The organism is Kosakonia oryziphila (genome assembly GCF_900094795.1).
Taxonomy (GTDB): Bacteria; Pseudomonadota; Gammaproteobacteria; order Enterobacterales; family Enterobacteriaceae; genus Kosakonia; species Kosakonia oryziphila.
This window is the reverse complement of sequence record NZ_FMBC01000018.1, coordinates 1-25901: the sequence shown is the minus strand read 5'-3', so window position 1 is coordinate 25901 and position 25901 is coordinate 1. Positions and strand designations below refer to the sequence as shown.

The 25901-nt window shown below is 51.5% G+C and carries 25 protein-coding genes, 2 tRNA genes, 1 rRNA gene and 1 pseudogene; 19 read left to right on the top strand and 10 right to left on the bottom strand.

All coding sequences use genetic code 11. The features are described from left to right. Window positions 1-46 precede the first annotated feature (46 nt). The 3 genes from GA0061070_RS10405 (at window position 47) to GA0061070_RS24740 (ending at window position 2839) form a co-directional block, all read left to right on the top strand. Window positions 47-1414, top strand: a complete 1368-nt coding sequence (locus tag GA0061070_RS10405; protein ID WP_090135887.1) for an L-serine ammonia-lyase — start codon at window positions 47-49, stop codon at window positions 1412-1414. 111 nt (window positions 1415-1525) lie between these two features. Further along, window positions 1526-2278 carry a flap endonuclease Xni gene (gene xni, locus GA0061070_RS10400; RefSeq protein WP_244153085.1) on the top strand — a complete coding sequence of 251 codons (753 nt, stop codon included), beginning with the start codon at window positions 1526-1528 and terminating at the stop codon, window positions 2276-2278. A gap of 354 nt (window positions 2279-2632) precedes the next feature. Beyond that, complete coding sequence (locus GA0061070_RS24740) at window positions 2633-2839, top strand: hypothetical protein (protein WP_139109750.1); 207 nt, start codon at window positions 2633-2635, stop codon at window positions 2837-2839. Window positions 2840-3005: 166 nt separating this feature from the next. Here the strand turns inward: GA0061070_RS24740 and GA0061070_RS10395 are convergent, their stop codons facing one another. The 3 genes from GA0061070_RS10395 to GA0061070_RS10385 all read right to left on the bottom strand — a co-directional run bounded on the left by GA0061070_RS10395 (window position 3006) and on the right by GA0061070_RS10385 (window position 5379). Beyond that, a complete protein-coding gene (locus tag GA0061070_RS10395) occupies window positions 3006-3887 on the bottom strand; it encodes a GlxA family transcriptional regulator (RefSeq protein ID WP_090135990.1) in 882 nt (293 codons plus the stop codon). A gap of 234 nt (window positions 3888-4121) precedes the next feature. Further along, window positions 4122-4604, bottom strand: coding sequence for a hypothetical protein (locus GA0061070_RS10390; protein ID WP_090135883.1), 483 nt, complete (start codon window positions 4602-4604; stop codon window positions 4122-4124). Beyond that, window positions 4588-5379 (bottom strand): winged helix-turn-helix domain-containing protein, encoded by a 792-nt coding sequence (locus GA0061070_RS10385; RefSeq protein WP_090135881.1) that lies wholly within the window; start codon window positions 5377-5379, stop codon window positions 4588-4590. The genes GA0061070_RS10390 and GA0061070_RS10385 overlap by 17 nt, the downstream gene beginning before the upstream one ends. Window positions 5380-6154: 775 nt before the next feature. On the opposite strand from GA0061070_RS10385, the gene GA0061070_RS10375 reads away from it, so the two are divergent. The 8 genes and pseudogenes from GA0061070_RS10375 to GA0061070_RS25150 form a co-directional block, all read left to right on the top strand. After that, window positions 6155-6808 carry a LuxR C-terminal-related transcriptional regulator gene (locus GA0061070_RS10375; protein WP_090135877.1) on the top strand — a complete coding sequence of 218 codons (654 nt, stop codon included), beginning with the start codon at window positions 6155-6157 and terminating at the stop codon, window positions 6806-6808. Continuing rightward, complete coding sequence (locus tag GA0061070_RS10370) at window positions 6805-7365, top strand: fimbrial protein (protein ID WP_090135875.1); 561 nt, start codon at window positions 6805-6807, stop codon at window positions 7363-7365. Before GA0061070_RS10375 ends, GA0061070_RS10370 begins: the two co-directional genes overlap by 4 nt. A gap of 53 nt (window positions 7366-7418) precedes the next feature. Continuing rightward, complete coding sequence (locus GA0061070_RS10365) at window positions 7419-8096, top strand: fimbrial biogenesis chaperone (RefSeq protein ID WP_090135873.1); 678 nt, start codon at window positions 7419-7421, stop codon at window positions 8094-8096. 23 nt (window positions 8097-8119) lie between these two features. Continuing rightward, window positions 8120-10645, top strand: a complete 2526-nt coding sequence (locus GA0061070_RS10360) for a fimbria/pilus outer membrane usher protein (protein WP_090135871.1) — start codon at window positions 8120-8122, stop codon at window positions 10643-10645. Next, window positions 10636-11154 carry a fimbrial protein gene (locus GA0061070_RS10355; RefSeq protein ID WP_090135869.1) on the top strand — a complete coding sequence of 173 codons (519 nt, stop codon included), beginning with the start codon at window positions 10636-10638 and terminating at the stop codon, window positions 11152-11154. The genes GA0061070_RS10360 and GA0061070_RS10355 overlap by 10 nt, the downstream gene beginning before the upstream one ends. Beyond that, on the top strand, window positions 11154-12167 hold the full coding sequence (locus GA0061070_RS10350; protein WP_090135868.1) for a fimbrial protein: 1014 nt from the start codon (window positions 11154-11156) through the stop codon (window positions 12165-12167). Before GA0061070_RS10355 ends, GA0061070_RS10350 begins: the two co-directional genes overlap by 1 nt. 182 nt (window positions 12168-12349) lie before the next feature. Then, window positions 12350-13030: an EAL domain-containing protein gene (locus GA0061070_RS10345; protein ID WP_090135866.1), complete on the top strand. Its 681-nt coding sequence runs from the start codon at window positions 12350-12352 to the stop codon at window positions 13028-13030. Window positions 13031-13184: 154 nt separating this feature from the next. After that, a pseudogene (locus GA0061070_RS25150) lies at window positions 13185-13301 on the top strand (DUF5983 family protein); the annotation flags it as partial. A 160-nt stretch (window positions 13302-13461) separates the two neighbouring features. On the opposite strand, the gene GA0061070_RS10335 reads toward GA0061070_RS25150, so the two are convergent. Together GA0061070_RS10335 and dnaQ are read right to left on the bottom strand one after the other, a co-directional pair. Next, window positions 13462-13538 (bottom strand) — tRNA-Asp (locus tag GA0061070_RS10335). 132 nt (window positions 13539-13670) lie between these two features. Further along, window positions 13671-14402 carry a DNA polymerase III subunit epsilon gene (gene dnaQ / locus GA0061070_RS10330; protein WP_090135864.1) on the bottom strand — a complete coding sequence of 244 codons (732 nt, stop codon included), beginning with the start codon at window positions 14400-14402 and terminating at the stop codon, window positions 13671-13673. A gap of 52 nt (window positions 14403-14454) precedes the next feature. Here dnaQ and rnhA point away from each other — a divergent pair, with 52 nt between their 5' ends. After that, on the top strand, window positions 14455-14922 hold the full coding sequence (gene rnhA, locus GA0061070_RS10325; protein WP_090135863.1) for a ribonuclease HI: 468 nt from the start codon (window positions 14455-14457) through the stop codon (window positions 14920-14922). On the opposite strand, the gene GA0061070_RS10320 is transcribed toward rnhA, so the two are convergent. After that, a complete protein-coding gene (locus GA0061070_RS10320) occupies window positions 14919-15626 on the bottom strand; it encodes a class I SAM-dependent methyltransferase (protein ID WP_090135861.1) in 708 nt (235 codons plus the stop codon). The genes rnhA and GA0061070_RS10320 overlap by 4 nt on opposite strands. 33 nt (window positions 15627-15659) lie before the next feature. On the opposite strand from GA0061070_RS10320, the gene gloB reads away from it, so the two are divergent. Further along, on the top strand, window positions 15660-16415 hold the full coding sequence (gene gloB, locus GA0061070_RS10315) for a hydroxyacylglutathione hydrolase (protein WP_090135860.1): 756 nt from the start codon (window positions 15660-15662) through the stop codon (window positions 16413-16415). A 74-nt stretch (window positions 16416-16489) separates the two neighbouring features. After that, window positions 16490-17860: a murein transglycosylase D gene (gene mltD / locus GA0061070_RS10310; RefSeq protein ID WP_090135859.1), complete on the top strand. Its 1371-nt coding sequence runs from the start codon at window positions 16490-16492 to the stop codon at window positions 17858-17860. A gap of 58 nt (window positions 17861-17918) precedes the next feature. Here mltD and GA0061070_RS10305 read toward each other — a convergent pair whose 3' ends face one another. Then, window positions 17919-18719, bottom strand: a complete 801-nt coding sequence (locus GA0061070_RS10305) for an endonuclease/exonuclease/phosphatase family protein (RefSeq protein ID WP_090135857.1) — start codon at window positions 18717-18719, stop codon at window positions 17919-17921. Window positions 18720-18947: 228 nt separating this feature from the next. Here GA0061070_RS10305 and yafC point away from each other — a divergent pair, with 228 nt between their 5' ends. Then, entirely contained in the window at window positions 18948-19844 is an 897-nt protein-coding gene (gene yafC, locus GA0061070_RS10300) for a DNA-binding transcriptional regulator YafC (protein ID WP_090135855.1), read from the top strand. A gap of 36 nt (window positions 19845-19880) precedes the next feature. Here the strand turns inward: yafC and dkgB are convergent, their stop codons facing one another. Next, window positions 19881-20684 (bottom strand): 2,5-didehydrogluconate reductase DkgB, encoded by an 804-nt coding sequence (gene dkgB / locus GA0061070_RS10295; RefSeq protein ID WP_090135853.1) that lies wholly within the window; start codon window positions 20682-20684, stop codon window positions 19881-19883. A gap of 200 nt (window positions 20685-20884) precedes the next feature. Here dkgB and GA0061070_RS10290 point away from each other — a divergent pair, with 200 nt between their 5' ends. From GA0061070_RS10290 to fabF, 4 genes are read left to right on the top strand one after another with little or no spacing between them, the layout of a single operon-like run. Then, window positions 20885-21439 carry a winged helix-turn-helix transcriptional regulator gene (locus GA0061070_RS10290; RefSeq protein ID WP_090135852.1) on the top strand — a complete coding sequence of 185 codons (555 nt, stop codon included), beginning with the start codon at window positions 20885-20887 and terminating at the stop codon, window positions 21437-21439. Beyond that, window positions 21426-22469 carry an HlyD family secretion protein gene (locus GA0061070_RS10285; protein WP_090135850.1) on the top strand — a complete coding sequence of 348 codons (1044 nt, stop codon included), beginning with the start codon at window positions 21426-21428 and terminating at the stop codon, window positions 22467-22469. Before GA0061070_RS10290 ends, GA0061070_RS10285 begins: the two co-directional genes overlap by 14 nt. Next, window positions 22466-24028 (top strand): DHA2 family efflux MFS transporter permease subunit, encoded by a 1563-nt coding sequence (locus tag GA0061070_RS10280; protein WP_090135848.1) that lies wholly within the window; start codon window positions 22466-22468, stop codon window positions 24026-24028. Before GA0061070_RS10285 ends, GA0061070_RS10280 begins: the two co-directional genes overlap by 4 nt. An 18-nt stretch (window positions 24029-24046) precedes the next feature. Beyond that, entirely contained in the window at window positions 24047-25321 is a 1275-nt protein-coding gene (fabF, locus tag GA0061070_RS10275; protein ID WP_090135846.1) for a beta-ketoacyl-ACP synthase II, read from the top strand. 93 nt (window positions 25322-25414) lie between these two features. Here the strand turns inward: fabF and GA0061070_RS10270 are convergent. Both GA0061070_RS10270 and rrf read right to left on the bottom strand, forming a co-directional pair. After that, window positions 25415-25491 (bottom strand) — tRNA-Asp (locus GA0061070_RS10270). Between the two features lie 56 nt (window positions 25492-25547). Next, window positions 25548-25663: ribosomal RNA gene (gene rrf / locus GA0061070_RS10265) — 5S ribosomal RNA — on the bottom strand. Window positions 25664-25901: the final 238 nt, after the last annotated feature.

The following is a 25901-nucleotide window of genomic DNA, read 5'->3' as shown; positions in this document are numbered from 1 at the left end:
CCGTCCTGTCCGGCGGCGCATCCCCTATAGCAATGGATAATGCGTCATGATCAGCGTATTTGATATTTTTAAAATCGGTATCGGGCCGTCCAGCTCGCACACCGTTGGTCCGATGAAAGCCGGTAAACAGTTCACAGAAGATCTGATTGCCCGTGGAATTTTGCACGACGTAACTCGTGTTGTGGTGGATGTTTACGGCTCTCTCTCCCTGACCGGTAAAGGGCACCATACTGACATCGCGATTATTATGGGCCTGGCGGGGAATCTGCCGGATACCGTCAATATTGATGCCATTCCGGGTTTTATTCAGGATGTTAATACCCATGGCCGCCTACTGCTGGCCAACGAAGCGCATGAAGTGGAGTTTCCGGTCGATCAATGCATGAATTTCCATGCGGATAACCTCTCGCTGCACGAAAACGGCATGCGTATTACCGCGCTCTCGGGCGAACAGGTGCTCTACAGCCAGACCTATTACTCCATCGGCGGCGGGTTTATTGTTGACGAAGAACACTTTGGCCAGCCTGCCAGTGCGCCGGTAGAGGTACCCTACCCTTACCGAACTGCTGCCGATTTACAGCACTATTGCCAGGAGACCGGTTTATCGCTCTCCGGGTTGATGATGAAAAACGAGCTGGCACTGCACAGCAAAGCCGAGCTGGAACAGCATCTCGCCCGTGTATGGGAAGTGATGCAGGGCGGTATAGAGCGCGGTATCGCAACGGAAGGAGTATTACCTGGTAAACTGCGCGTTCCGCGCCGTGCCGCTGCGTTGCGCCGTATGCTGGTCAGCAGTGACAAGACCAACACCGATCCGATGGCCGTGGTTGACTGGATCAATATGTTCGCGCTGGCAGTGAACGAAGAGAACGCTGCCGGTGGGCGCGTGGTGACGGCACCGACAAACGGCGCGTGTGGGATCGTGCCGGCGGTACTGGCGTATTACGATCGCTTTATCCGCCAGGTTAACGCCAATTCACTGGCACGTTATCTGCTGGTTGCCAGCGCTATCGGCTCGCTGTATAAGATGAACGCCTCCATTTCCGGCGCGGAAGTGGGCTGCCAGGGGGAAGTCGGCGTCGCCTGCTCCATGGCGGCGGCCGGGCTGGCAGAGTTGCTGGGCGGCAGCCCGGCGCAAGTCTGTATCGCGGCGGAAATCGGTATGGAGCACAACCTCGGTCTGACTTGTGACCCGGTAGCTGGCCAGGTGCAGGTGCCCTGTATTGAGCGTAACGCGATTGCTTCGGTGAAAGCGGTCAATGCGGCGCGAATGGCGCTGCGGCGTACCAGTGAACCGCGCGTTTGCCTCGATAAAGTTATCGAAACAATGTATGAAACGGGGAAAGATATGAACGCCAAATACCGTGAAACTTCTCGCGGCGGGCTGGCGATGAAGATCGTTTCCTGTAACTAATCCCGCATCAGATGCCTTGTTTTGCGAGGCATCTTCCTGATTATTCCCTGCTTTATAGCCTCGCAAGGCGTGCGATGATACCCTTAACGGATGATTTCAAGGAGGGTATCTGTGGCTCATCTGCTTATTGTTGACGCACTCAATCTGATTCGCCGTATCCATGCGGTGCAAGGTTCCCCCTGCGTGGATACCTGTCTGCATGCGCTGGAGCAGTTGATTATTCACAGTCAGCCAACCCATGCTGTCGCGGTTTTTGATGATGAGACCCGTAACCAGAGCTGGCGCCATCAGTTGCTGCCGGATTACAAAGCAGGCCGCCCTCCCATGCCGGATACCTTACAGACGGAAATGCCATTACTGCGCGCGGCTTTCGAACAACGCGGGATCCGCTGTTGGGCAACACCTGGCAACGAAGCCGACGATCTTGCTGCGACGCTGGCGGTGAAAATGGCGCAGGCCGGGCAACAAGCGACGATCGTCTCAACCGACAAGGGCTACTGCCAGTTGCTCTCCCCGACCATCCGCATTCGCGATTACTTTCAAAAACGCTGGCTGGATGCGCCCTTTATTGATCAGGAATATGGGGTTACGCCAGAGCAATTACCGGATTACTGGGGGCTGGCGGGGATCAGCAGTTCAAAAGTGCCGGGCGTGGCGGGTATTGGTCCGAAAAGCGCAACGCAGTTGCTGAGCTCGTTCCCAACGCTGGAGGCGCTATATGAGAACCTTGAAACGGTACCGGAGAAATGGCGGCAGAAACTAGAAACACACCAGGCAATGGCATTTACCTGCCGGGATGTGGCGCGTCTGCAAACCGATCTGCAACTTGATGGCAATTTACAACAGCTTCGCCTGACGCGCTGAACGCCAGCGGTCGTTTACGCATGACTGCGTTGCTCACGGCTCATTTGGGTCCCCAAACGTCGCCGTTCGCGCCTGCCCTGCGTAAAAATGTCCATCAGCGCCACTCGCGCACAATTACGGGACACAGCCTAATCATCAAAGCGCTGGAAATGGCCTGGGAAAGCTGCGGCAAACCAGCAGGGCAAGTCCCTCACCTCACTACATGCGCACTTTACTCCTCGTTCCCCCATTTATTATCATTACCTCCTCATAAGATGACCTGACGACCTTATTGAGACTCTGTTGCTGTTTAGCATAATAGAATCGTTTCAAAGTGTTCGTGTCATTTTCTTATCCTAATGGAAGGGGCAAATTTTGAAAACATTACCTGCATTTTTGGCCGTTATTATACTTTCCGGTTGTGAGTCTGGCCCGGTGATCACGCTACCCGATGAGAAGGATTATAAAACCATGCCGGAGATCACCCAGTCCGTTACCCCAACTCAACAACGTGCCATCATGACGGGTGAACGACCGGACTGGTCCGAAAGAACAATATCAGTTCCAGTAAAACACTATTAGTTTTTCAGTCGGTTAATGTAGCGGCTTAATGCCGTTATGCTAAAGCTGTCGCTGTGAGAGGTATTCTCTCAGCGGCCTTTTCAACATATGGGCATTTCTAACAAGCCGCTGGTTAGACAACCCTGGTAAGCTTTGACAACCCTACGAAAAAAGCACTAAATCAGCTCTACGGCGTGCGCCATACCCCAGGGGTACAACCGTACTCAATTTGGAAATGACGGATAAAATGGGCACAGTCGCTAAAGCCCAACCGCCGCGCAATATCCGTGACGCTTTGCTGCGAGTTCTTCAACAACCAACAGGCATAACGCAACCTGGCACTGCGGATAAATTCACGCGCCGTCTTGCCAAATTCGGCATGAAACAAGCGATTAAGCTGACGCTCGCTCAGTTTAACGGCCTGAGCCAACCCGGCAGTACTGAGTGGGTGCGTAAGGTACTGTTCAATCATCATTACCACCCTGCGAAGCCGCGAGTCAGGGATAAGGGCAATATTAGCAGGTCGCGGAGTAGCGGCAGCGTGCGGTGAGAGCGACAAACGCCGGGAAGTGGTGGCAGCAATATCATCCCCTGCATGGGAGCGGATAAGGGCCGTGGTCAGCGTGAGCGTAGAGATCCCACCAGGGCAGGTCAGCACATCACCTTCATCTATAAAATCAAGACCCTGCTCGGCATAAACTTGCGGAAACCGTTGTGTGAAGACATCATGGTGATCAGGATGAATCGAGGCACGTCGTTCATTGAGTAACCCCTCTTCTGCAAGGATAAAGCTGCCAGAGCCAATACCTATCAACGGAATGTTGCTGTGATGGGCTTCAGCAAGAAACATTCGGTCACCACTATACCCCTGCTCAAGATACTCCAGGCTTCCACCAATGACGGCAATATAGTCAAAGGCACCGGGAGTTGCGTAGGCGACCTCAGGTTGCACGCTAATACCAGCACTGCTGGTGATGGGTAAGTCAGGGTTCACGCTTATCAGGCTGAGGTTAAACGCTATTTTCTGACTACATTTTTGCACACTGGACGCAGTACGTAACGCTTCCATTAGCCCTGATAATGCTAACAAAGAAAAATTGGGCCACAGAAGTAAACCTATGTGCAGGGTTTTATTTCTCGCAGGCATGGGCCTGTATGAGTCCTCAAATAAATTTTTCATCATCTTGCCAAAAATAATAATTACATTAATGCAACATTTGTTGCCGTTATCTTTCCCTGGAATATTTCTTGTTGGTTGAATGAAGTATAAACTACAGACACAAAAAAGGAAAGCTGCTCCCCTTCAGCTCTCCATTTTTGAGGCGTGACACACATAAGTCGGTAATGTTCCAAAAATGAATAAATAATTATGATTATCTTGCTTCTTAATTCGTGTATATACACTCTCATCAGAGTAGATGAAAAATAAGGGTACATACTTCTCCAGCCAGCTGTCGCTGACGTTGTCATCCGGAAATTTCATATTGCGTACCGACTTCAGGTGATAGATGCGATCTGTACGCTCCACCTGAAAGAATATTTTACGATCAATAGTCTTTGTCGGGTCGCTCTTCAGCCGGCCGTTTATACTGAGCATACCAGTATCACCGTCCACGGTATAATTTAGCCACAGGTATAACGTCTCATCAGAATGATGTTCAATAAAACTTACCTGACATAAAAAGGGCTGGATGTAATGACGATGCCAGAAATAATATCCAACCACTACAGCCACCATCAGCAGAGAAAGACAGAGCGCAAAAAGCATTTTACGGTAGCGAGCCATATTCGCGTTCCCCAATAAAATAGTCTGACATACAATGGTTTGGCTCCGTCATTTCCCTGTCACAGCGTATCACCGAAGCGCGTGATAACGTGCTATATCTACTGACATAGACCCAGGGGTAGTTGCCGCACTGATCCTTAAATGGCGCGGCATAGGCTAGCGCTTTATCCCGATCACGTTGCGTCTCAATATCGTAGGCAAAATAGAGTCGACACTCTCCCATCATCATAGTGAAGTGATAACCGTCCACAAAATAGTTGTCATGCAGTAAATTATGGTTAACGGCTCTCATGCCAACAAATATCATTAATGTCACCAGAATGCCCGGAAGCCATAAGCGACGTTTCACAGCCGGGGCAACTGGATGCGGCCCAATATCCTCTTCGCGGATTTTACAAATCTGTACTTCTTGCTCGACAGATTGCAGTTGTGCCTCTTTAATGACAATTTGCGTGTCGCTTGCCAGCGTCAGACCAATACGGGGAATAGTGACTATTGGGTCGGTTTCAAAACCTATCTTTTTCAATCCCTTACGTAAAATAGAAATATTCTGGTAATAAGTATTAGGCGAAACCATCATTCCACGACTCTGCCAGACAATGTCCATACATTCCTGTTGAGTGATAATAGTTCCGACTCTTTCAATTAATAACAATAAACAGCGTCCAGCAGGAGAGTTTAATACCACCACTAAGTCAGGATTATTGAGGTCACATAATGTGCTGGTCGCAGGATGAAACTCGACAACACCATTAATTATATAATACTTATGCATAAGATTGTCTAAACACCTCCCGTTAACACTGTTACCGCGCAGATTTTCTTTCTTTTACCTTTGTTAGCCTGCATTCCTTCAGCTTGCGTGAGGATTAATGTGACGGATAAACCTGCAACTGTATATCCGCGCACTTAGCGAAAAATCTTATTTTATCTTCTCTTAATTTTTCTGATCTGAAACTTTCTTAATTTCCTTTTTAGTCATTAAGAGGCCTGAAGATACGGTAAGAATAAATCATACAATATCCTGCGCTCCAGACTTGACATTGACAAAAACTGACAGAATACAGAATTGAACACTTTAGTCATCCATGTCTGAATCATTCAAAACACTTAATTCATTTTTTCTGCTAAAGGGAGAAAACACGAGGCCTGACAACGAGTTGAGGAATCCCCCCCTCGCAGAAAATCTCTGCTTAATTAACAATTTCAGAGCGAAATTGTTATCCATGGTAAATAACAAACCCTCACCCATGACGCCATTATACAATACCATTACAAAACATTTATTAAAGCCAACTTTTCATTAAAAAATGACGGTATGATTATTTACAGGCAAGTAAGTGGCAGCCGATTAAATAGAGATACAGTGAGAATGCTTTTATAGTTAAACTTAATGCCAGTTGAGATTAATTGAGATTAATTGAGATCATTCATTTCACTCTATCAGTATAATCAGCCCACACCATAGCGATACTTAATTGCTTCGAAAATACAGGCATCGTTCTGCCAGAAAGACTTACCTCATTAAAATTATAAATCGGGGGAATAACATGTTAAATCCAGACAACAAACGTCATTTAACAATCGCACTATTGGGCGGAGATCACTTTGCACGCAAAGGGATCAGCGAAGTATTAAAAAGCGCCATTCCTGAAATAAATATAAAAGCATCAAGTGATGATTACTCACTAATGGACACAATGCTTTCGAAAACACCCGTAGACGTATTTTTTTTATCTGGTATGGAAAAGCATCATGCAGGTTTTGATTTCCTGAAATATATAAGAAATATCAAAGCCCGGCATCCCGATGTACTTATTTGTGTGTACTCTGCGTCGGCAAATTCCTGGCTGTGGGTACACGGTGATATAGATGCCTATATCTCACTGCAGGAACCCATTTATCACTGGCGAACCAGCTTATTAAAAATGGTTGATAGGCGTTATCGCCCTAAAAAGAAACCCACGGCGTTATCGCTGACGCCGGGTGAATGGAAGGTATTGAAAGACCTACGAAAGGGTCTGGATATGCGTTACATCGCCGAAACAGAGCAGCTTTCTTACCGTCGTGTCAGCGCGTTAAAAAGCTCAGCGATAAGAAAACTCGGGCTCAGAAATAAGACAGATTTGCTGGTCTTTTTAACCAGTCAGACCTGCTGTTTTCAGAGCAAATATCGATATAACAACATGGAATCCGTACAATGAAAACTCAATTCAAAACAAAAACTCTGCTTGCCGTAGCCATTGCGGTAGTCCTGCCTGCGGGAGCGGCACTGGCTGCGACAACCAGCGGCGGCACGGTTAACTTCAACGGCAAAGTGGTGACCTCTGCATGTGCCATCAGTGCAGGCAGCGCCAACATTGATGTCGATATGGGGGAAGTGCGCACCGCAGTACTGGCTACCGCAGGCAGTGAAGCCAACACCGCAAAAGCATTTGCAATCACTCTGGAAGATTGCGAAATCACCGCTACCTCGCCCTCAACAACCGCGGCAGTCACTTTCACCGGTACTCCGGACACCGCCGATGCCAATAGTCTGGCAGTCGGGTCAAACGGCAGTACAAACTCGGCGCAAAACGTCGCTATCCGTCTGTACGACGAGCAGGGCAACGTGGTTAAGCTGGGCGAGTCTGCCACCGCTATCCCTTTACGTAAGGGCGCCAACACCCTGAACTTCAGCGCGAAATATTATTCGCCGAAGGGCAATGCCACGGCAGGGGATGCCAGCGCCGTCGCGACCTACACAGTTACCTATTCATAATCTTCTGGCCCGGCTTATCGGCCGGGCCAGACTCAGCATTGAGGAGACCCACTATGCGCGTAAGCACATGTATTTTTCTGGCTGCCACATTATGCTCAACCGCCGTCTGGGCTGGTGGCGTGGGGCTGGGCGCAACGCGGATGGTTTACTCCAGCGCTACCACCCAGTCCATGCTGCAAGTAAGGAACACACATCCTGATTCCACGTTCCTGATCCAGTCATGGATGGAAAATGAAAAAGGGGAACGAACCAACGACTTCGTCATTACGCCACCGCTGTACGTCATAAAACCCGCCAGCGAAAGCGTGGTGAAAATCATGTTTAACGGTAAGAACCTGCCAGAGGATCGGGAAACGCTCTACTGGATGACAGTCAAGGCCATCCCGCAGCAGGTTAAAAGCAGTTCCGGGAATTCACTGCAGTTTGCTTCTGCTAACCGCATCAAGGTCTTTTATCGCCCGGACAGCCTCGGGAAAGGCGCAGGAGAGGCATGGAAAAGCCTTGCCGGTGCGTATCGTGCCGGAAAGGTCACTCTCACCAATCCAACACCGTATTACCTCACCACCATCAACCTAAAAATTGATGGTATGTCGGTAAAGCCAGTGATGGTACCGCCGAAATCCAGCGTGACGCTGGCCGAAACCTTCAGCCGCGCAAACAGTGTGAGCTACCAGACTATTAACGATTACGGAGCATGGACGCCCACTACCCGCGCGTCGTTGACTCAATAATAACAACAGTGAGGCGTGACCACGTGAAAAGGAAAATCCTGTGCGCCACGGTGCTATCCATGGTGATTCGACAAGCCGTTGCTGCTGAAAGCGAGCTGCAATTTAACCCCGCGTTCCTCAACGGCGAGAGCGCCAACAGCGCCGATCTTGCCTGGGTCAACGCCGGCAGCGCATTGCCGCCGGGTGATTACAATCTCAACGTGTATATCAATAACAACTATGCGTTCACAGGCAACGTCATGTTCCGCGTCGCTGAAAACACCGCAGGAGAAGTCCTGCCGTGCTTCACGCCTGAACAAATCGCCGCACTGGGTATTGACAGTCAGCAGGCCAGGGGCGGAGCGCTACCACGCGCGCAGCGCTGCATCTTCCTGACACAGGCATTTGCCGACACTCGGTTTGATTTTGACCAGCAGACGCTCACCCTGAGTGTCACCGTACCGCAGAGCGTGATGCGCAATTTGCCGCGTGGGTATGTCAGCCCGGAAAGCTGGGAGGCGGGTATTCCTGCCGCGTGGCTAAATTATGTGGTGAATGGCTCGAACAGTGAATATCAGGGCGAGACGCGCACCCGCAATCGGCAACTGTTTGCAAGCCTGAACAGCGGCGTCAATCTCGGCGCGTGGCGGTTGCGTGATTTCACCACGTGGACCAAAGACAATAACGAGCTTACCCATGTGCAGACCTGGCTGCAGCGGGATATTCCCTTCCTGAACGCCCAGGTGTACGCCGGTGAAACGTATACCTCTGCGCAGGTGTTCGACTCTGTGGGCCTGCGTGGCATGGCACTGAAAACCGATGACAATATGCTGCCTGCCAGCCTGAGCGGCTATGCGCCGGAAGTCCGCGGCATCGCACGCAGCAACGCTACAGTGACGGTTCGCCAGAACGGCAACATCATCTATCAAACCTCTGTTCCGCCGGGGGAGTTTGTGCTGAAAGATCTCTATCCGACCTCCTCCGGTGGCGATCTCGCGGTCACCATTCAGGAGAACGACGGCCGTCAGACGAAATACACCATTCCCTTTGCCAGCGTGCCAAACCTGGTGCGTAACGAGCAGGTGAAATATGCCCTTGGGGTGGGGAAATATCGTCCGACTGGCAATCAATATACGCCGTCTTTCGCGCAAGGTGAGCTGTTCTACGGCTGGCGATATGGCCTAACGTTTTACGGCGGGGCGCAGCTTGCCGATCGCTATAACGGTCTGGCTTTCGGATTTGGGCAGAACCTTGGCCGCTTTGGCGCCTACTCCATTGACCTGACCCACGCCCGCAGCCAGTTGGCAGATGACAGGCACTACACCGGCGATTCCGTGCGCCTGAGGTACAGTAAACTGCTGAACGATATCGGCACGCGGGTCAATTTCTTCTCGCTGCGCTACTCAACGAAAGGGTTTTATACTCTCAGCGATACCACGTACAAAGGCATGGCGGGTGGGTCGCCAAAGCAGATCGTGGAGGATGATGGCACCATCACCACCCACTACGACACGGTGTATAACCTGCTAACGGCGCGTAAAGCCAAAAACCAACTGCTGCTGTCGCAGCCGATGGGACAATACGGCTCGCTGTCATTATCGTGGGATCAGCAAACCTTCTGGAACACGCCGAAAACAACGCAAAGCCTGCAGTTTGCGTGGAACGCCACGTTTCGTAATGTATCGCTTGGCGTCAGCGTCCAGCGTAGCACCAGCCTGTATGACGACAAGAAAGATAATGTTCTGGCGATGTCCCTTTCGGTACCACTGGGCAACCCGACGCTGTCGACCCGTGCTCGCTTTACCACTACCCATGCGGATTCAACTGGTACCACCACCAGTACCGGCGTGAGCGGTTATCTACCGGGCCAGGAGAACCTGTTTTATAGCGTGAACCAGCGTTACAGCAGGCAGCAACAGTACGGCGGCGATGCCACCCTACAGTACGAAGGCGCACACGGGGATTATAACCTCGGCTACAGCTACACCCACGATTCCCACAACCTCAGCTACGGAATGAATGGCGGCGTGGTGCTGCATGAAGATGGTTTGACGCTGAGCCAGCCGCTCGGTAATACCAACATACTGGTGAAGGCCCCTGGGGCCAGTAATGTTGCCGTGCTTAATCACAAGGGCATTAAAACAGACAGTCGGGGCTACGCGGTGATCCCGTACGCCACGCCGTACCGCGTGAATCAGGTCGCACTGGATGTCACGACTGTGGGCAACGATATTGAGCTCGAGAATGCCATCGTCAACAAAACGCCAACCGAAGGCGCTCTGGTTCGCGCCAGCCTTGTTACACGGCAGGGGAAAAAAGCGATGTTTATCGTGCGTCACGGTAATGATGTGCTCCCCTTCGGCACGCTGGTCTCACTGGATGATGACAAAACCAGCGGCATTGTTGGCGATGGCGGCAGTTTGTATCTGTCCGGCTTGCCTGCGAAGGGCAATCTAAGCGCAGTGTGGGGGCGCAACAGCGACCAGCGTTGCACCATAAACTATGCGTTAAACAAGCAGAGTTATAACGCCCGAACAGGTCTTTATTCACAGGAGGTGGTATGTCAGTAACGCTTCGGATGACCAGCATCGCCCTGCTGCTGGTTTTCACTCTCCCCGTTCGCGGCTATGACGTGCTGGTTTCCGTCACCGGTAATTTGATCGGCAACACCTGCACTGTCGCGGCTGACTCTAAAGAGCAGGACGTTCCGCTGGGAACCATTGGTATTAAACAATTTCGTCATTCCGGGGACATCAGCAATATCAAAACGCCCTTCACGCTCAGGCTAGAAGCGTGCGGGCCGACCTTTGCTGGCGTAAAAATCCGCTTCAGCGGTACCCCGGATGACAACAACCCACAACTGGTAAAAATTGCCGACGGCGGCGCAACCGGCGTGGCGGTACAAATTCTCGATAAAGACAGCGTGCAGATCCCCCTGAACACACAAACCGCCGCGCTGGGAATGGCGGGCAATGACAGCGTTCAGATGACCTTCTATGCACAGCTTGTCGCCACCGGTGCGCCAGTGAGTGCCGGTGATGTGTCAGCCTTCGCCACATGGACAACGGAGTATCAATAATGCGTTTATTCTTTTTTATCAGTGGGTTTTTATTCTGTGTCAGCGCACAGGCCCTGGAATGGAAATCGGACATTACGCTCTCCCCTCAGCCGATGACCTACAGCGGACCGGCAGATTCGGTTGTGCCGGGCAACATTATCGGCCCGACCTGGAGCGCCACCGCCAGCGTACAGCAGGTGTTCTGGTGCGGGCTGCTCGTTTTTGCCTGCAACAAAAGCACCCTACAGCCCAGCAGCAGCGCCATCTCGAGCGGGATGACGGTCACCGTCGACGGTGTGAACTACACCATTTTTGAGACCGGCGTACCGGGCGTGGGGTATATCATCGGGCTGAAGGATTTTAAGAGTACAAAATATATCCCGCTGCAAACCGGTGTAACGCAAAGCTACCCGACAGAGGGCTCTAGTGGTATGACCCAGGATCTGGGCTGGTCAGCAAAGGTCACCTTTATTAAAACCGGTGCTGCCCTGAAATCCGGCGTCTATCAAATCCCGAGCATCAACGCAGCGGTCTTAACCGCCTTTAGCAACGAGACGAGAACGGCGCAGGTGATTATCAGCCCGACCACCATCACGGTGACCGCAAGCGGGTGCACGGTCGGCAGCAAAAACGCCAGCGTGGCGCTGGGTACAATTGATATTCGCACTCTGCCTACAGTAGGAAGCACGTCGCCATCGGGGACGTTTACCGTTGGCCTGACCTGCGACGCTAACGTGGCGGTTAACGCGGTAATGACCGATCAGACCACGCCGTCGAACACCTCGTCGGTGGTGACGCTGACCGGGGACTCCACGGCATCCGGCGTTGGGGTGCAATTTTTCTACAACGGCAGCGGGCCACTGATGATGGGGCCGGACAGCTCGGCCGCAGGCGCGACCGGCCAGTTCTTTATCCAGAGCACCACGGCGGCACAAACGCTCACTTTGCCGTTCCAGGCTCAGTACATCCGAACCGGCGAACTGGTTCCCGGCTCGGCCAATGCGCTGGCCAGCATTACGTTTTCATACCAGTAGGGGCTAATACTTCACCCACACCAACGGGTTCCCCCGGAAGCCCGGACTTCGTGTGGTGTTCAGGTAATATGCTTCACACCATTCCTGAAAGAGCATCCGCTGGATATTGAATTGACTGTTCGACCATGTATCGTTTGCCCTTGTTCCCGTGTATGCGGGAACTTTTTTCTGAAGGTTTTACCATGTACACCGTGCTTTCCCCCCCCATACTGCATACCATCACGGGGCTGCGCTTTCAGCCTCTAGTCGATTTTCATTCCGGCCAGGCCGTAGCATATGAGGTTCTCGTGGAGATCCACAACATGGATCTTGATGTACTCTTTGCTTCGCTGCCCACCCACTATGCGATGCAAATTTTTTTCTGGCAGGCCAATATGCTGTTGCAGATGCCAGACAAAGGCCAATACTGGCTTAATCTCCCGGCAGCTCAGCTGCTCGATGCCAGAGCTATCTGTCGGTTGCTTGCGCTACGCCACCAGCAGCGCTTAACGATAGAAATTCAGGACCCGTCCATCCTGGCCCGCATGAGTGCCGCAGAGCAACGCAGCATCTATAAAAACCTACACCAGCTAAAAGCGGCAGGCTGGAAAATCTGGCTGGATGACATAACTCTCGAGCTGGTGGACGACTATGCACGTCTTGCCCTGCCGGTAGACGGCATAAAACTTGACCGCGCAGAGCTGAACACGAATGCCCGGTTTGACGCATTTGTTCAATTCGTCAGAGAGAAGATTGCTAAGTCTGTCCTTGTCGAAGGGATTGAAACCACACAGGACCTGAAACGGGCCTGTGCGTCAGGTGCTCAATTTGGCCAGGGTTTTCTCTGGCCAGAAAGTCGGATAGCCGCCAGCATGACGGAGTAAAACGGTGGAGCAATTAGACCATCGGTGGCGATGTAAGTTGTTCACTTTTCACCCGACGTTGACAATATTCTCCGGACCTGGCGGGCAACGAGGCTGATGCAAGGAGTATAAAAGGATCACTCATCGCGGGGAACGCGGCTCAGCGGCGACATTTATGAATTTATTCCTGACCGAAGCTGATACCGCCAATGTCCAGGCTCTCAATATGGGCCGGGTTAGCGTGGATATCGACGGTAATGAACTTGCTGAACTGATTGATAAGCTGAATGACATTATCGCCCGACATTACCCGGGAGCGCTGGCAGCGAGGTGAATACACCATCGAATGCCTTCTCTGGACTGCCAGCACAAACCAGACGGTAATGGCATATTGAATGGTATGCCGAAAAAACAAAAAGGCCCATGTTAATGAATAACATGGGCCTGAATAGTGGCGGAACGGACGGGACTCGAACCCGCGACCCCCTGCGTGACAGGCAGGTATTCTAACCGACTGAACTACCGCTCCGCTGTGTTCCCGTCAGGGAACGAGGCGCATATTACGTATTGCGCCAGGTGCCGTCAACGCTTTTTCTTCTGTTTTTAATCATTTGCTGCAAAAATCACCCATGCAGCAAATATTCACGTATAAGTGCCTAATTTAGCCGCGCCACAAGCAGCTTCCGCCCTTTTTCTGCACCAAATCCAGGCGTGATTCATGGGCTGCCAGCTCTTCATCACTGGCTAAAACAACGCGCAGCTTACTGGCAGCGCGGACAACACGTTGGATCCCCACATCTCCTGCCTGAGACTGCCCTTCGCCTTCCATCGAAAATTTCATCGATGTCTGGCCGCCGGTCATCATCAGATACACATCAGCGAGGATCTGGGCATCGAGTAACGCCCCGTGCAGCGTACGTTTACTGTTGTCGATTTCATAACGAGAACAGAGCGCGTCGAGGCTATTACGCTTGCCCGGAAACATTTTACGCGCCAGCGCCAGGCTATCGGTGACCTTACAGAATGTATCGGTCTTAGGGATCCCGCGATTCAGCTTGCCGAACTCATAATCCATAAAGCCGATATCAAACGATGCGTTATGGATCACCAGCTCTGCACCGCGAATATAATCGATAAATTCATCGGCGATATCGGCGAATGTAGGTTTATCCAGCAGGAATTCATCGGCAATACCGTGAACGCCAAACGCTTCGGGATCGACCAGCCGATCGGGCTTCAGGTAGATATGATAGTTATTGCCGGTGAGTCGCCGATTGACGACTTCTACCGCACCAATTTCAATAATTTTGTGCCCTTCATAGTGGGCGCCGATCTGGTTCATACCGGTAGTTTCGGTATCAAGGACGATCTGTCGTGTAATTGCAGTGCTCATAGCGGCCATTTATGTCAGACTTGTCGTTTTCAACTCAGGAAGTCTACCAGAGATGCTTAAACAGGTAGAAATTTTCACCGACGGATCTTGTCTCGGTAACCCAGGTCCTGGCGGTTACGGCGCTATCTTACGCTATCGCCAGCATGAAAGAACCTTCAGCGCAGGCTACCGTCTGACAACCAACAACCGCATGGAATTGATGGCCGCTATCGTGGCGCTGGAAGCATTAAAAGAGCATTGCGAAATTGTGCTCAGCACCGACAGCCAGTACGTGCGCCAGGGGATCACCCAGTGGATCCACAACTGGAAAAAGCGCGGCTGGAAAACCGCAGAGAAAAAACCGGTGAAGAATGTTGATCTCTGGCAGCGGCTGGATGCAGCGCTCAGCCAGCATCAAATCAAATGGGAATGGGTCAAAGGTCATGCCGGGCACCCGGAAAACGAACGCTGCGATGAGCTGGCGCGAGTGGCTGCGATGAACCCAACACTGGAAGATGTTGGTTATCAGCCAGAGGCTTAAGACTGGCGCGTTGCACCAACGGCCTGGCGCACTGGCGTTTTGTTACGGCTCTGCTTCATCGGGTTGAACGTCAAGGGAACGGTGCGTTTGCGGGCGACGATCACCTGCATGCACCCCAGCGCAGGTAAATGCGAGCTAAGCAGTTTACCGCCCTGCTTCGTCCATGGAAGCACGCGAAAACGACTATAATGTAACACTTCGAAATTGAGCAGTGATAACCAGTCGAACTGGCGCATCAGAGTAAACATGCGGCTTTTGACGGCTGGCGAGCGGCGGACAAACGGTACGGCCTTCGCAAGGCCGAGCAGGCTAATCGGATTAAAACCGCTCATCACCAACCAGCCGTCATCAATCAGTACACGATCAACTTCCTGCAATAAACGGTGCGGATCGGTACACCAGGAAAGTGTATGCGCCAGCAAGCAAGCATCAACGGATTTTTCCGCAAAGGGCAGATACAGCGGATCGGCACGAACCTGCATGGGTTCTCCAGCAAGGGAAACATTCACCTGATGGGAAACGGCGCAACTTTCGGCATTGATTTCTGCGCTGAGATTACCGATCTTAAGCAAATGAAAACCATACATTTTTGCAAACCACGGATTGAGTTCTTCTTCCAGCGCCTCACGGTAATATGCGCCTTTGGGTAAATCATTCCAGCTTACTGGTGCCACAAATGTCTGAGGAGTCCTTGCCGGTTTCATCACCACCTTCCGCTACGCTTTGAGAGGTATTTTATGAATCTTAACAGTATTCCCGCCTTCAAGGATAACTACATCTGGGTACTGAACAATGATAACGGGCATTGTTTGATTGTCGATCCGGGCGAAGCCGCTCCGGTACTGCAAGCCCTTGAAGAGAAACAGTGGCACCCGGAAGCCATCTTCTTAACACATCATCACAATGACCATGTTGGCGGTGTGGAAAAACTGCGTCAGCGGTATCCCAACGTCGTAGTGTATGGCCCTGCGGAGACGCAAGATAAAGGTGCTACACACATTGTCACTGATGGCCAGGTCATCTCTGTTTTGGGGTATAAATTTTCTGTATTCGCCACGCCTGGTCACACTTTAGGACATATCTGTTTCTTCAGCTTTCCTTATCTATTTTGCGGTGACACACTCTTTTCCGGCGGATGCGGCAGACTTTTCGAAGGTACAGCAACACAGATGTATCAATCGTTTTGTAAAATAAACGCTCTTCCAGATGAGACTGTCATTTGTTGTGCACATGAATACACGTTAGGGAATATGAAGTTTGCAATCAGTATCCTGCCGGAGGATGCTGCACTTAATGAATACTATCGAGAAGTGAAGGAGTTACGTGCAAAAAATCAAAAAACACTACCCGTAATTCTGAAAAACGAGCGTCGAATTAATTTATTTTTACGAACTGAAGACGTTGATTTAATTGATGTAATAAATAAAGAAACAAATTTGCTACACCCTGAAGAGCGTTTCGCGTGGTTACGGGCAAAGAAAGATAAGTTCTGATATTTCCTGGTTGCCTTTTCTGAGCGGTCCCGTTATCATCGCTCGTCTTTTAAGCAACTACTATTGACACACACATGAAGGCAAAAGCGATATTATTCGCCTCTGTCCTGCTCGTGGGGTGCCAGTCGTCTAAGCACGACAGCACGGTCCAACAGCACGCACAGAGCCTTTCTGCAGCTGGTCAAGGGGAAGCATGGAAGTTTACTAGTCAGGCGCGGTGGATGGATGATGGAACATTCACCGGCCAGGATGACAATGACTTGTGGACCGCCATTGGCGACGAGCTAAAGATGGGAATTCCGGAGAATGCCCGGATTCGCGAACAGAAACTGAAGTATTTAAGTAATAAGAGCTATCTCCACGATGTAACTTTACGGGCAGAGCCGTATATGTACTGGATAGCAGGGCAAGTTAAAAAACGTAACATGCCCATGGAACTGGTACTACTACCCATAGTGGAGAGCGCTTTTAACCCACACGCGACGTCTGGCTCCAATGCCGCAGGCATTTGGCAGATCATTCCAAGCACTGGGCGAAATTATGGTTTAAAACAGACACGTAATTACGATGCGCGTCGTGACATTGTGGCGTCTACAACAGCCGCACTCGACATGATGCAACGTCTGAATCGTATGTTCGACGGTGACTGGTTACTGACCGTAGCCGCCTACAACAGCGGTGAAGGACGTGTACTGAAGGCAATTAAAGCGAACAAATCTCGGGGTAAATCCACTGATTTTTGGTCGCTCTCACTGCCGCAGGAAACCAAAATTTACGTGCCAAAAATGCTGGCATTGAGCGATATCCTCAAGAATAGCAAGCGTTATGGCGTTAATTTGCCAACGCCAGACGAAAGTCGCGCTCTGGCGCGAGTCAGATTGAGCAGCCCGGTTGAAGTTGCTCAGTTGGCGCAAATGGCTGGCATCTCTGTGAACAAGCTGAAAACCTTTAACGCTGGTGTTAAAAGTTCCACGCTCGGTTCCGCTGGGCCGCAGTACGTGATGGTACCGAAGAAACACGTCGATCAACTGCGTGAATCTCTGGCCTCCGGCGAAATCGCCGCTGTACAGCCAACCCAGGTGGCGGATAACATCCCGCTGACCAGTCGCAGCTACAAAGTTCGTTCAGGCGACACGCTTTCAGCGATTGCCTCACGCCTCGGCGTGACCACGAAGGATCTCCAGCAGTGGAATAACCTTCGCGGCGCAAGCCTGAAAATCGGTCAGAGCCTGATGGTCGGCGCAGGTAGCAGTGCGCAGCGTCTTGCCCGCAACAGCGACAGCATTACGTATCGCGTGCGTAAAGGTGATTCGCTGTCGAGTATCGCAAAACGTCACGGCGTTGACATCCAGGATGTGATGCGCTGGAACAACGGTACGGATAATTTGCGGCCAGGCGATCAACTGACGCTCTTTGTGAAAAACAGCGCCACGCCGGATTCCTGATTTAAGCTCATTAAAAAGCACCGTTTCCCACGGTGCTTTTTTTTGCCTTTCCGCCGTGTTACTTCCCGGCTTTGCCAGGGCTAAACTCCACCAGCAGTGGGTTATGATCCGACGCGCGGGTCACCAGAACTGAAGCTTCCTCCACGTTTAACCCCCGATAAAAGATAAAATCGAGTGGTCGACCAAAGGCACGCCGGCGATTGTCGTCGGTAAAACGCACCTGCCGCAGGGACATATCCCGGCTGAAGCGGTACAGAGCATTCATGCGCGGACGGCTCCAGGCATTAAAATCGCCGGCCATAATCACCGGCCCGTTATGGCGCAGTATTTGATCGCCAATTGGCAGTAATTGCTTGCTGTAAACGTCCACGCCAAGGCTGAAATTCACCGCATGCACATTCACGACCATTAGATTGCGTAAATCAGGCAACGGGTAAACCGTTACTAACGCCGATTTTGCCAGCCGTAAGATCGGCTCACGTTCGCGTAGCGGACAGCAATAAACCGGATGCGCCGAGGAAAGTGTCATTACTCCCGAAGGGTGTTGCGGTAAAACAAAGGCGGGAACCTGATCAGCGGCAAGGTAATTGGTGGTCGCAAACCGGACCAGTTCCGGCGTGGTTTGCGCTTCCTGCAGTAAAACCAGATGTGCATCCTTACCAAAACTTTGTAATACCGATAGCCATTCCGCGCGCTGCTGCTTAAAAATATTCCACACCAGAACACGGATTTTTTCGTCGCTGCTTAGCGGAACGCCTGCGGGTAACGCCTTGCCAATACTCGCGAAAGACCCCGGAGGTAAAATTCGCTCCGCGGGTTGTCCGGCAACATATCGCATGGCATAGGTATTTTTTGACACTTTCGGCTTTAAACCTCTTTGATGTCCGCCCCTACCTCGGGTGATCATTCAGTTATAGGGATTTTAACACCGAGTTTCAACGTTCAATCACCAGAAAAGCCCCCTGTTCTGGTGAGTAAGTACTTAGCGACATCACTAAAGCATTCCCGTCGTGGCCTCATCTCTGGCAAGATGGTTAAATAACTTATGAATGAAAAATATCGTTGAAATGTTGCTACAGAGGCAATAATGAAAACCACTTCGGAAGAACTCGCGATTTTCGTTGCCGTTGTTGAAAGCGGCAGCTTCAGCCGGGCAGCGGAACGCATGGGACAAGCCAATTCGGCCATTAGCCGCGCTGTGAAGAAGCTGGAAAATAAGCTTGGGGTTAATTTACTTAACCGCACCACGCGCCAACTTAGCCTGACCGAAGAAGGCGAACGCTACTTTCGGCGCGTACAAAACGTCTTGCAGGAGATGGCGGCAGCAGAAACCGAGATCATGGAGACCAACTCCACGCCCAGCGGTACGTTACGCATCGACGCAGCCACACCCGTGGTGCTGCATTTTTTGATGCCGTTGATAAAACCGTTTCGCGAACGCTTTCCGGAAATCAAACTGTCTCTGGTCTCCAGTGAAACTTTTATCAACCTGATCGAACGCAAAGTGGATGTCGCGATCCGCGTAGGTAAACTGACCGATTCCAGCCTGCGCGCCCGTCCGCTGTTTAAAAGCTATCGCAAAATTATCGCTTCGCCGGAATATATTGCCCGCCACGGAAAACCGGAAACAGTGGAAGAGTTAAGCAATCACGTCTGCCTTGGTTTTACCGAGCCGGTTTCGCTTAACGTCTGGCCCATTGCTGCTACCGATGGGCAACTGTATGAAGTGACACCGGATATTGCGTCGAACAGCGGTGAAACGCTGAAACATTTGTGCTTGAGCGGAAATGGTATTGCCAGCCTGTCGGACTATATGATCGACAAAGAACTGGCGAGTGGGGAACTGGTTGATTTGCTGGCGGATAAGCGTCTGCCAGTGGAAATGCCGTTCAGTGCCGTCTACTACAGCGACCGGGCAGTGAGCACCCGCATCCGCGCTTTTATCGATTTTGTCAGCGAGCATTTACCGCAGACAGTAGCGTAAAAATGACGGGAGTGCAGGCTCCCGTTCTTCCATCGCTTAATCCCATTTCGGCGCAAGCCCTTCCGGGCTAACCAGGCGGTCATTGCAATCCAGCCCTGCAATTGCCGCTTTGTCTGCTGCATCCAGTTTAAGTGTCTGTGACTGTAAGTTACTGGCAAGGTTTTCACGCTTAGTGGAAGACGGGATCACTGCATAACCTTCCCCCATCGCCCAGGCCAGGATCACTTGAGCTGGCGTAGCGTTATGTTTCTGCGCGATACGGTCAATCGTTTCATCTTTCAGCGCCTTACCATAAGCCAGCGTCATGTAAGAGGTGATATGAATACCGTGCTGTTTAGCCCAATCAACCACTTTGTGGTTTTGCAAATACGGCGAGAGTTCAATCTGGTTGGTCGCGATATTCTCTGCACCCACCGCCGCGATCGCTTCTTCCATCAAGGGGATGGTGAAGTTAGATACGCCAATCTGACGAGTCAGGCCCTGCGCTTTTGCCTTCATCAACTCTTGCATAGAGACTGCAACCGGTACTTCTGCACCTGGAGACGGCCAGTGGATCAGCGTCAGATCAACATAATCGGTACTCAGTTTTTTCAGGCTCTCTTTCAGGCTTGGGATCAGCTTTGCTTCACCAAGATTTTCTGTCCAGATCTTGGTGGTGATAAACAGCTCTTCACGTGCCACACCACTTTCAGTAAGTGCTATACCAATGGCTTTTTCATTACCGTAAATCTGTGCGGTATCAATCACGCGATAACCCAGTTCAAGGGCATTTTTTACCGAAGCGATCACCGCTTCATCCGTTAAACGGAAGGTACCCAGACCAAATGCAGGGATAGACATAAAAATTCCTCTTTCGTCACTTATTAACTCAGTGCGTAGATTATTGCCAGGTGCCAGGTAAGGAAAAAGGGCATAAAAAGCAGAGACTTTTTGCCTGAGAAGCAATAGTCCGGCGGAAACATCCGCGATGAGTAACTTGCGTTTTGATAGTCACTATGTCACCGTGAGCGCAATGACTCAGAAAATTTCCAGGCCAGAGAATGAAAAATGAACCGCTTTGCTCTACTCCTTGCCCCATCGCCCGCAGCCTGGGACGTATTGGGGATAGCTGGAGCATGATAATCCTGCGCGACGCGTTTGCCGGTTTCACACGCTTTGATGAGTTCCAGAAAAGCGCCAACGTTGCTCCGAATATTCTTTCCCGTCGCCTGAAAGAACTGGTGGATGACGGATTGCTGGAAAAAGTGAGCTATAGCAGCACGCCGCCACGTTACGAATACCATTTGACGCAGCTCGGACGCGACTTCCGCCCGGTGCTCCTTGCGCTGGCTGAATGGGGAAATCGTTACTTCTCCCCGGAAGGGGCACAAATTCAGTTGGTTGAACGTGAAACACAACGTCCGGTCCAGGCAATCCTGGTAGATAAAGCAACCGGTGAGCCAATTACGCCGGAGAAATATACGATGGTTCCAGGCCCTGCGGCATCCCCGCAGATCCACTACCGCCACGACTATCTGCAACGAAAACAGGCTGGCGATAACGTGCAGAAATTCACACCGCAACACTATATGAGCCGCGATCATGACGCTGAATAAAAAGAAAAAAATGCTGGTGTCGATAGCACTGACAAGCGGGTTGTTGGCGGCGGCAAGCTACGGAGTTTACTGGTGGCAAACCGGACGTTTTATTCAGTCGACTGATGATGCCTATGTCGGCGGGGATATCAGCGCAATTTCCAGTAAAGTTTCCGGCTATATTCAGCAGCTCGCGGTGCAGGACAATATGTCAGTGAAGAGAGGCGATCTGTTGATCCGTCTTGACGATCGCGACTACCAGGCCGCCGTTGAACAAGCCATTGGTGAAGTTGCCGCCCAGCAGGCCGCGCTGGCTGACATTGACGCCACCCGACAATTGCAACTGGCCATCATTGAAGGTTCGTCCGCGTCTCTGATGGCAGCCAGAGCCGTTACGGAAAAATCCGCAAACGACAATCGCCGCTATAACGCGCTGGTGATGTCCAGTGCCGTTTCAGCCCAGGTGAGGGAAAATGCCTCTGCGGATTATCGTCGTGCCCGTGCAGAAGAGAACAAAGCGCAAGCGGATACAACTGTCGCTGAACGCCAGTTATTAGTGCTGAATGCCAAAGAAAAACAGACACAAGCCGCACTGGTGCAGGCACAGGCCAGCCTTGCAATGGCGCGATTAAATCTCAGCTATACCGAAATTCGGGCACCGTTTGATGGCGTGATCGGTAATCGCCGCGCGTGGTCCGGCTCTTTCGTCAGCAGCGGAACACAACTGCTTTCGCTGGTTCCCGCCGACGGCCTATGGATCGATGCCAATTTTAAAGAGAGCCAGTTGACGCATATGCGTCCTGGGCAAAGCGCCACGATCGTGGCAGATGTTTTGCCGGGTCATACTTTCCATGGCCATGTTGCCAGCGTTTCACCAGCAACTGGCTCGCGGTTTAGCATTCTCCCGGCAGAAAATGCCACCGGAAATTTCACCAAAATCGTTCAGCGTGTCCCCGTTCGTATCGCATTAGAAGGTGATGCGGCGAAACTTGATGTATTGCGTCCGGGGCTTTCTGTTGTCGTCACTGTTGATGAAAAGAGTTCGCAATGAGCAGTACTGGCGCAGCATCGCTGTTACAAGGCGTTTCAATGCCAGTCAGCCAGAAAGTGTTTGCTTTCGCCAGTATGTGTGTGGGCATGTTCATCGCGCTTATTGATATTCAGATTGTTTCAGCTTCACTGCGGGACATTGGCGGTGGGCTCTCCGCCGGGGACGATGAAACAGTATGGGTCCAGACCAGCTACCTGATTGCAGAAATCATCATTATTCCTCTCTCCGGATGGCTGGCGCGGGTTATGTCAACACGTTGGCTGTTTGCCGCTTCTGCGGCCGGTTTCACTGTGATGAGTCTGTTATGCGGCTGGGCATGGAATATTCAAAGCATGATCGCTTTCCGTGCCTTACAAGGCCTGGCAGGTGGTTCAATGATCCCACTGGTTTTCACAACAGCATTTGCTTTTTTCCAGGGGAAACAACGAGTCATCGCAGCGGCAACGATTGGCGGCCTGGCATCGTTGGCACCGACTCTTGGCCCAACAGTCGGTGGCTGGATAACCGAAAATTTTAACTGGCACTGGCTTTTTTTTATCAACATCCTGCCCGGAATTTACATCACCATTGCGGTTCCGCTATTAGTAAAAATCGATACGTCTGACACATCGCTTCTGCGCGGAGCTGATTATCTGAGCATTCTCCTGCTCGCCGTTTCTCTGGGGTGTCTGGAGTACACACTTGAGGAAGGGCCACGCTGGGGTTGGTTTGATGATACAACGCTGGCGACCACCGGCTGGATAGCGTTGCTGTGCGGCATTGCTTTTATTGTACGTACCCTCCGTCATGCTCAACCGGTGATGGATCTTCGGGCATTGCAGGACAGAACCTTTACGCTGGGCTGCTATTTCTCGTTTATGGCAGGAGTCGGCATCTTTGCTACGATCTATTTAACGCCGTTGTTTCTTGGGACTGTTCGCGGTTACAGCGCGCTGGAAATCGGTCTGGCGGTATTTTCTACCGGTTTGTTCCAGGTGCTCTCGATACCGTTTTATGCCTGGCTGGCCAACCATGTCGATTTACGTTGGCTGTTAATGGCGGGGTTGTTGGGATTTGCGGTTTCAATGTACAGCTTTATTCCTCTCACCCATGAATGGGGAGCGCAGGAGCTGCTGTTGCCGCAGGCATTTCGCGGGCTGGCGCAACAGTTTGCTGTCGCACCAACAGTCACACTTACGCTGGGTAGCCTGCCTCCCACGCGCCTAAAACTGGCATCCGGGTTGTTTAATTTGATGCGCAACCTCGGTGGTGCCATTGGTATCGCCCTGTGCGGCACGGTGCTCAATGACCGAACCAATTTTCACTATAGCCGCCTTGCCGATCATCTTAATAACGCCAGCCTTCCAGTGACAGATTTTATTCAGAACAGTACCAACCGATTGATGAGCCAGGGTGTTTCGCCGGAAATAGCCAACAGTGCAACACTGAAAAACCTTTCGGCCTTAGCACTGCGGGAGGCTCGGACACAGGCTTTCTCGGATGCATTCTGGTTAATTATGCTGGGTTTTTTAATTGCTGCGTTGCTTGTTCCATTTATGAAAAAGCCGCAGATACCATGATAGTTCAGGAGAAGAGTTATGAGCGTTCCAACAAAGCGCGTCGTCGTGACAGGAATGGGGATCGTCAGCCCGCTCGGCTGCGGCGTGTCGCATGTCTGGCAAGCATTATTGCAGGGAAAATCCGGGATCTCCCGGCTCGATGAGGAAATCGTTGAGGATATAGCCTGTAAAGTTGCAGGACAGGTTCCTTCCATTGAAGACGATCCGCTACATGGATTCGATCCCTCAGTAGCGATCCCATCAAAGGAACGGAAAAAAATGGATCGTTTTATCGAATTTGCGATGGTAGCAGCGCAAGAAGCGCTCTCTCAGGCGAATTGGTTTCCAGAAGATCAAGCCAAAAGAGACCGCACCGCAACAGTGATCGCCACCGGTATTGGTGGTTTCAATGAGATAGCTAATGCCGTACGCACCACTGATACTCGCGGGCCGCGCCGTCTTTCCCCCTTTACCATCCCTTCCTTTCTCGCCAACCTGGCTGCCGGTCACGTTTCTATTGCCCACGGTTTTCGTGGCCCGATTGGCGCACCAGTTACTGCTTGTGCAGCAGGAGCACAGGCAATTGGCGATGCAGCACGAATGATTCGCGCCGGTGAAGCGGATATTGCCCTGTGCGGCGGAAGCGAGGCTGCGATCCATCGTGTCAGTCTTGGCGGTTTTGCTGCGGCAAAAGCATTATCCAGCAGTTTTAATGATAACCCCGAGGCGGCATCACGGCCTTTTGATCGCGATCGTGACGGTTTTGTGATGGGAGAAGGTGCGGGTATCGTCGTTATTGAATCGCTGGAGCACGCCCTTGCGAGAGGCGCTACGCCGCTGGCAGAATTGGTGGGATATGGTACTAGTGCCGATGCGTATCATCTTACTGCCGGGCCAGAAGATGGTAACGGCGCGCGTCGGGCGATGGAAGCAGCTATTAAGCAGGCAGGTATTAGCTCAGCCGATATTCAGCATATTAATGCCCATGCCACGTCAACGCAGGTTGGAGATAAAGGTGAACTGGCCGCGATTAAGAGCATATTTGCAACACATCCGGTAGCCATTACTTCAACGAAATCAGCGACCGGTCACCTGCTCGGAGCGGCGGGGGGTATTGAAGCAATCTTCACTGTTCAGGCATTGCGTGAGCAGATTGTTCCACCAACGTTGAATCTGCATCACCCGGATGCTGATGCCGCGGGGCTTCATCTGGTTGCGCTTACTGCACAGCCTAAACGAATGCACTATGCATTATCAAATGGGTTTGGTTTTGGTGGCGTAAATGCCAGCTTACTGCTGAAACGATGGGAGTAACATGACAGTAACATAAAGGGCATGAGTGCCCTTTTTACGCGATCTACAGACGAAAAAAAACCGTATCTCTTATGAGATACGGTTTCAAATAAGTGGCGGAACGGACGGGACTCGAACCCGCGACCCCCTGCGTGACAGGCAGGTATTCTAACCGACTGAACTACCGCTCCACCGAATTTCTTTACAACCACCGGTTTGTTGCCCCGGTTTGACTTGCTAATTTGATGCCTGGCAGTTCCCTACTCTCGCATGGGGAGACCCCACACTACCATCGGCGCTACGGCGTTTCACTTCTGAGTTCGGCATGGGGTCAGGTGGGACCACCGCGCTGTTGCCGCCAGGCAAATTCTGGTGCACGAAACGAATCTTTTCCACTGAGACTGTGTTGGCTGCTCTTGCGAACTCAGTCACATACCACCGTATGCTCCTTCCTTCGCCGCGTTTGCCGCCTTGCCTCAGCGTAAAATCTTTCGTTTCCGCTAATCTGAATCAAAGCTGAATATTGCTCGTCTTCTCAAATCGCCAAAACATCTTCGGCGTTGTAAGGTTAAGCCTCACGGTTCATTAGTACCGGTTAGCT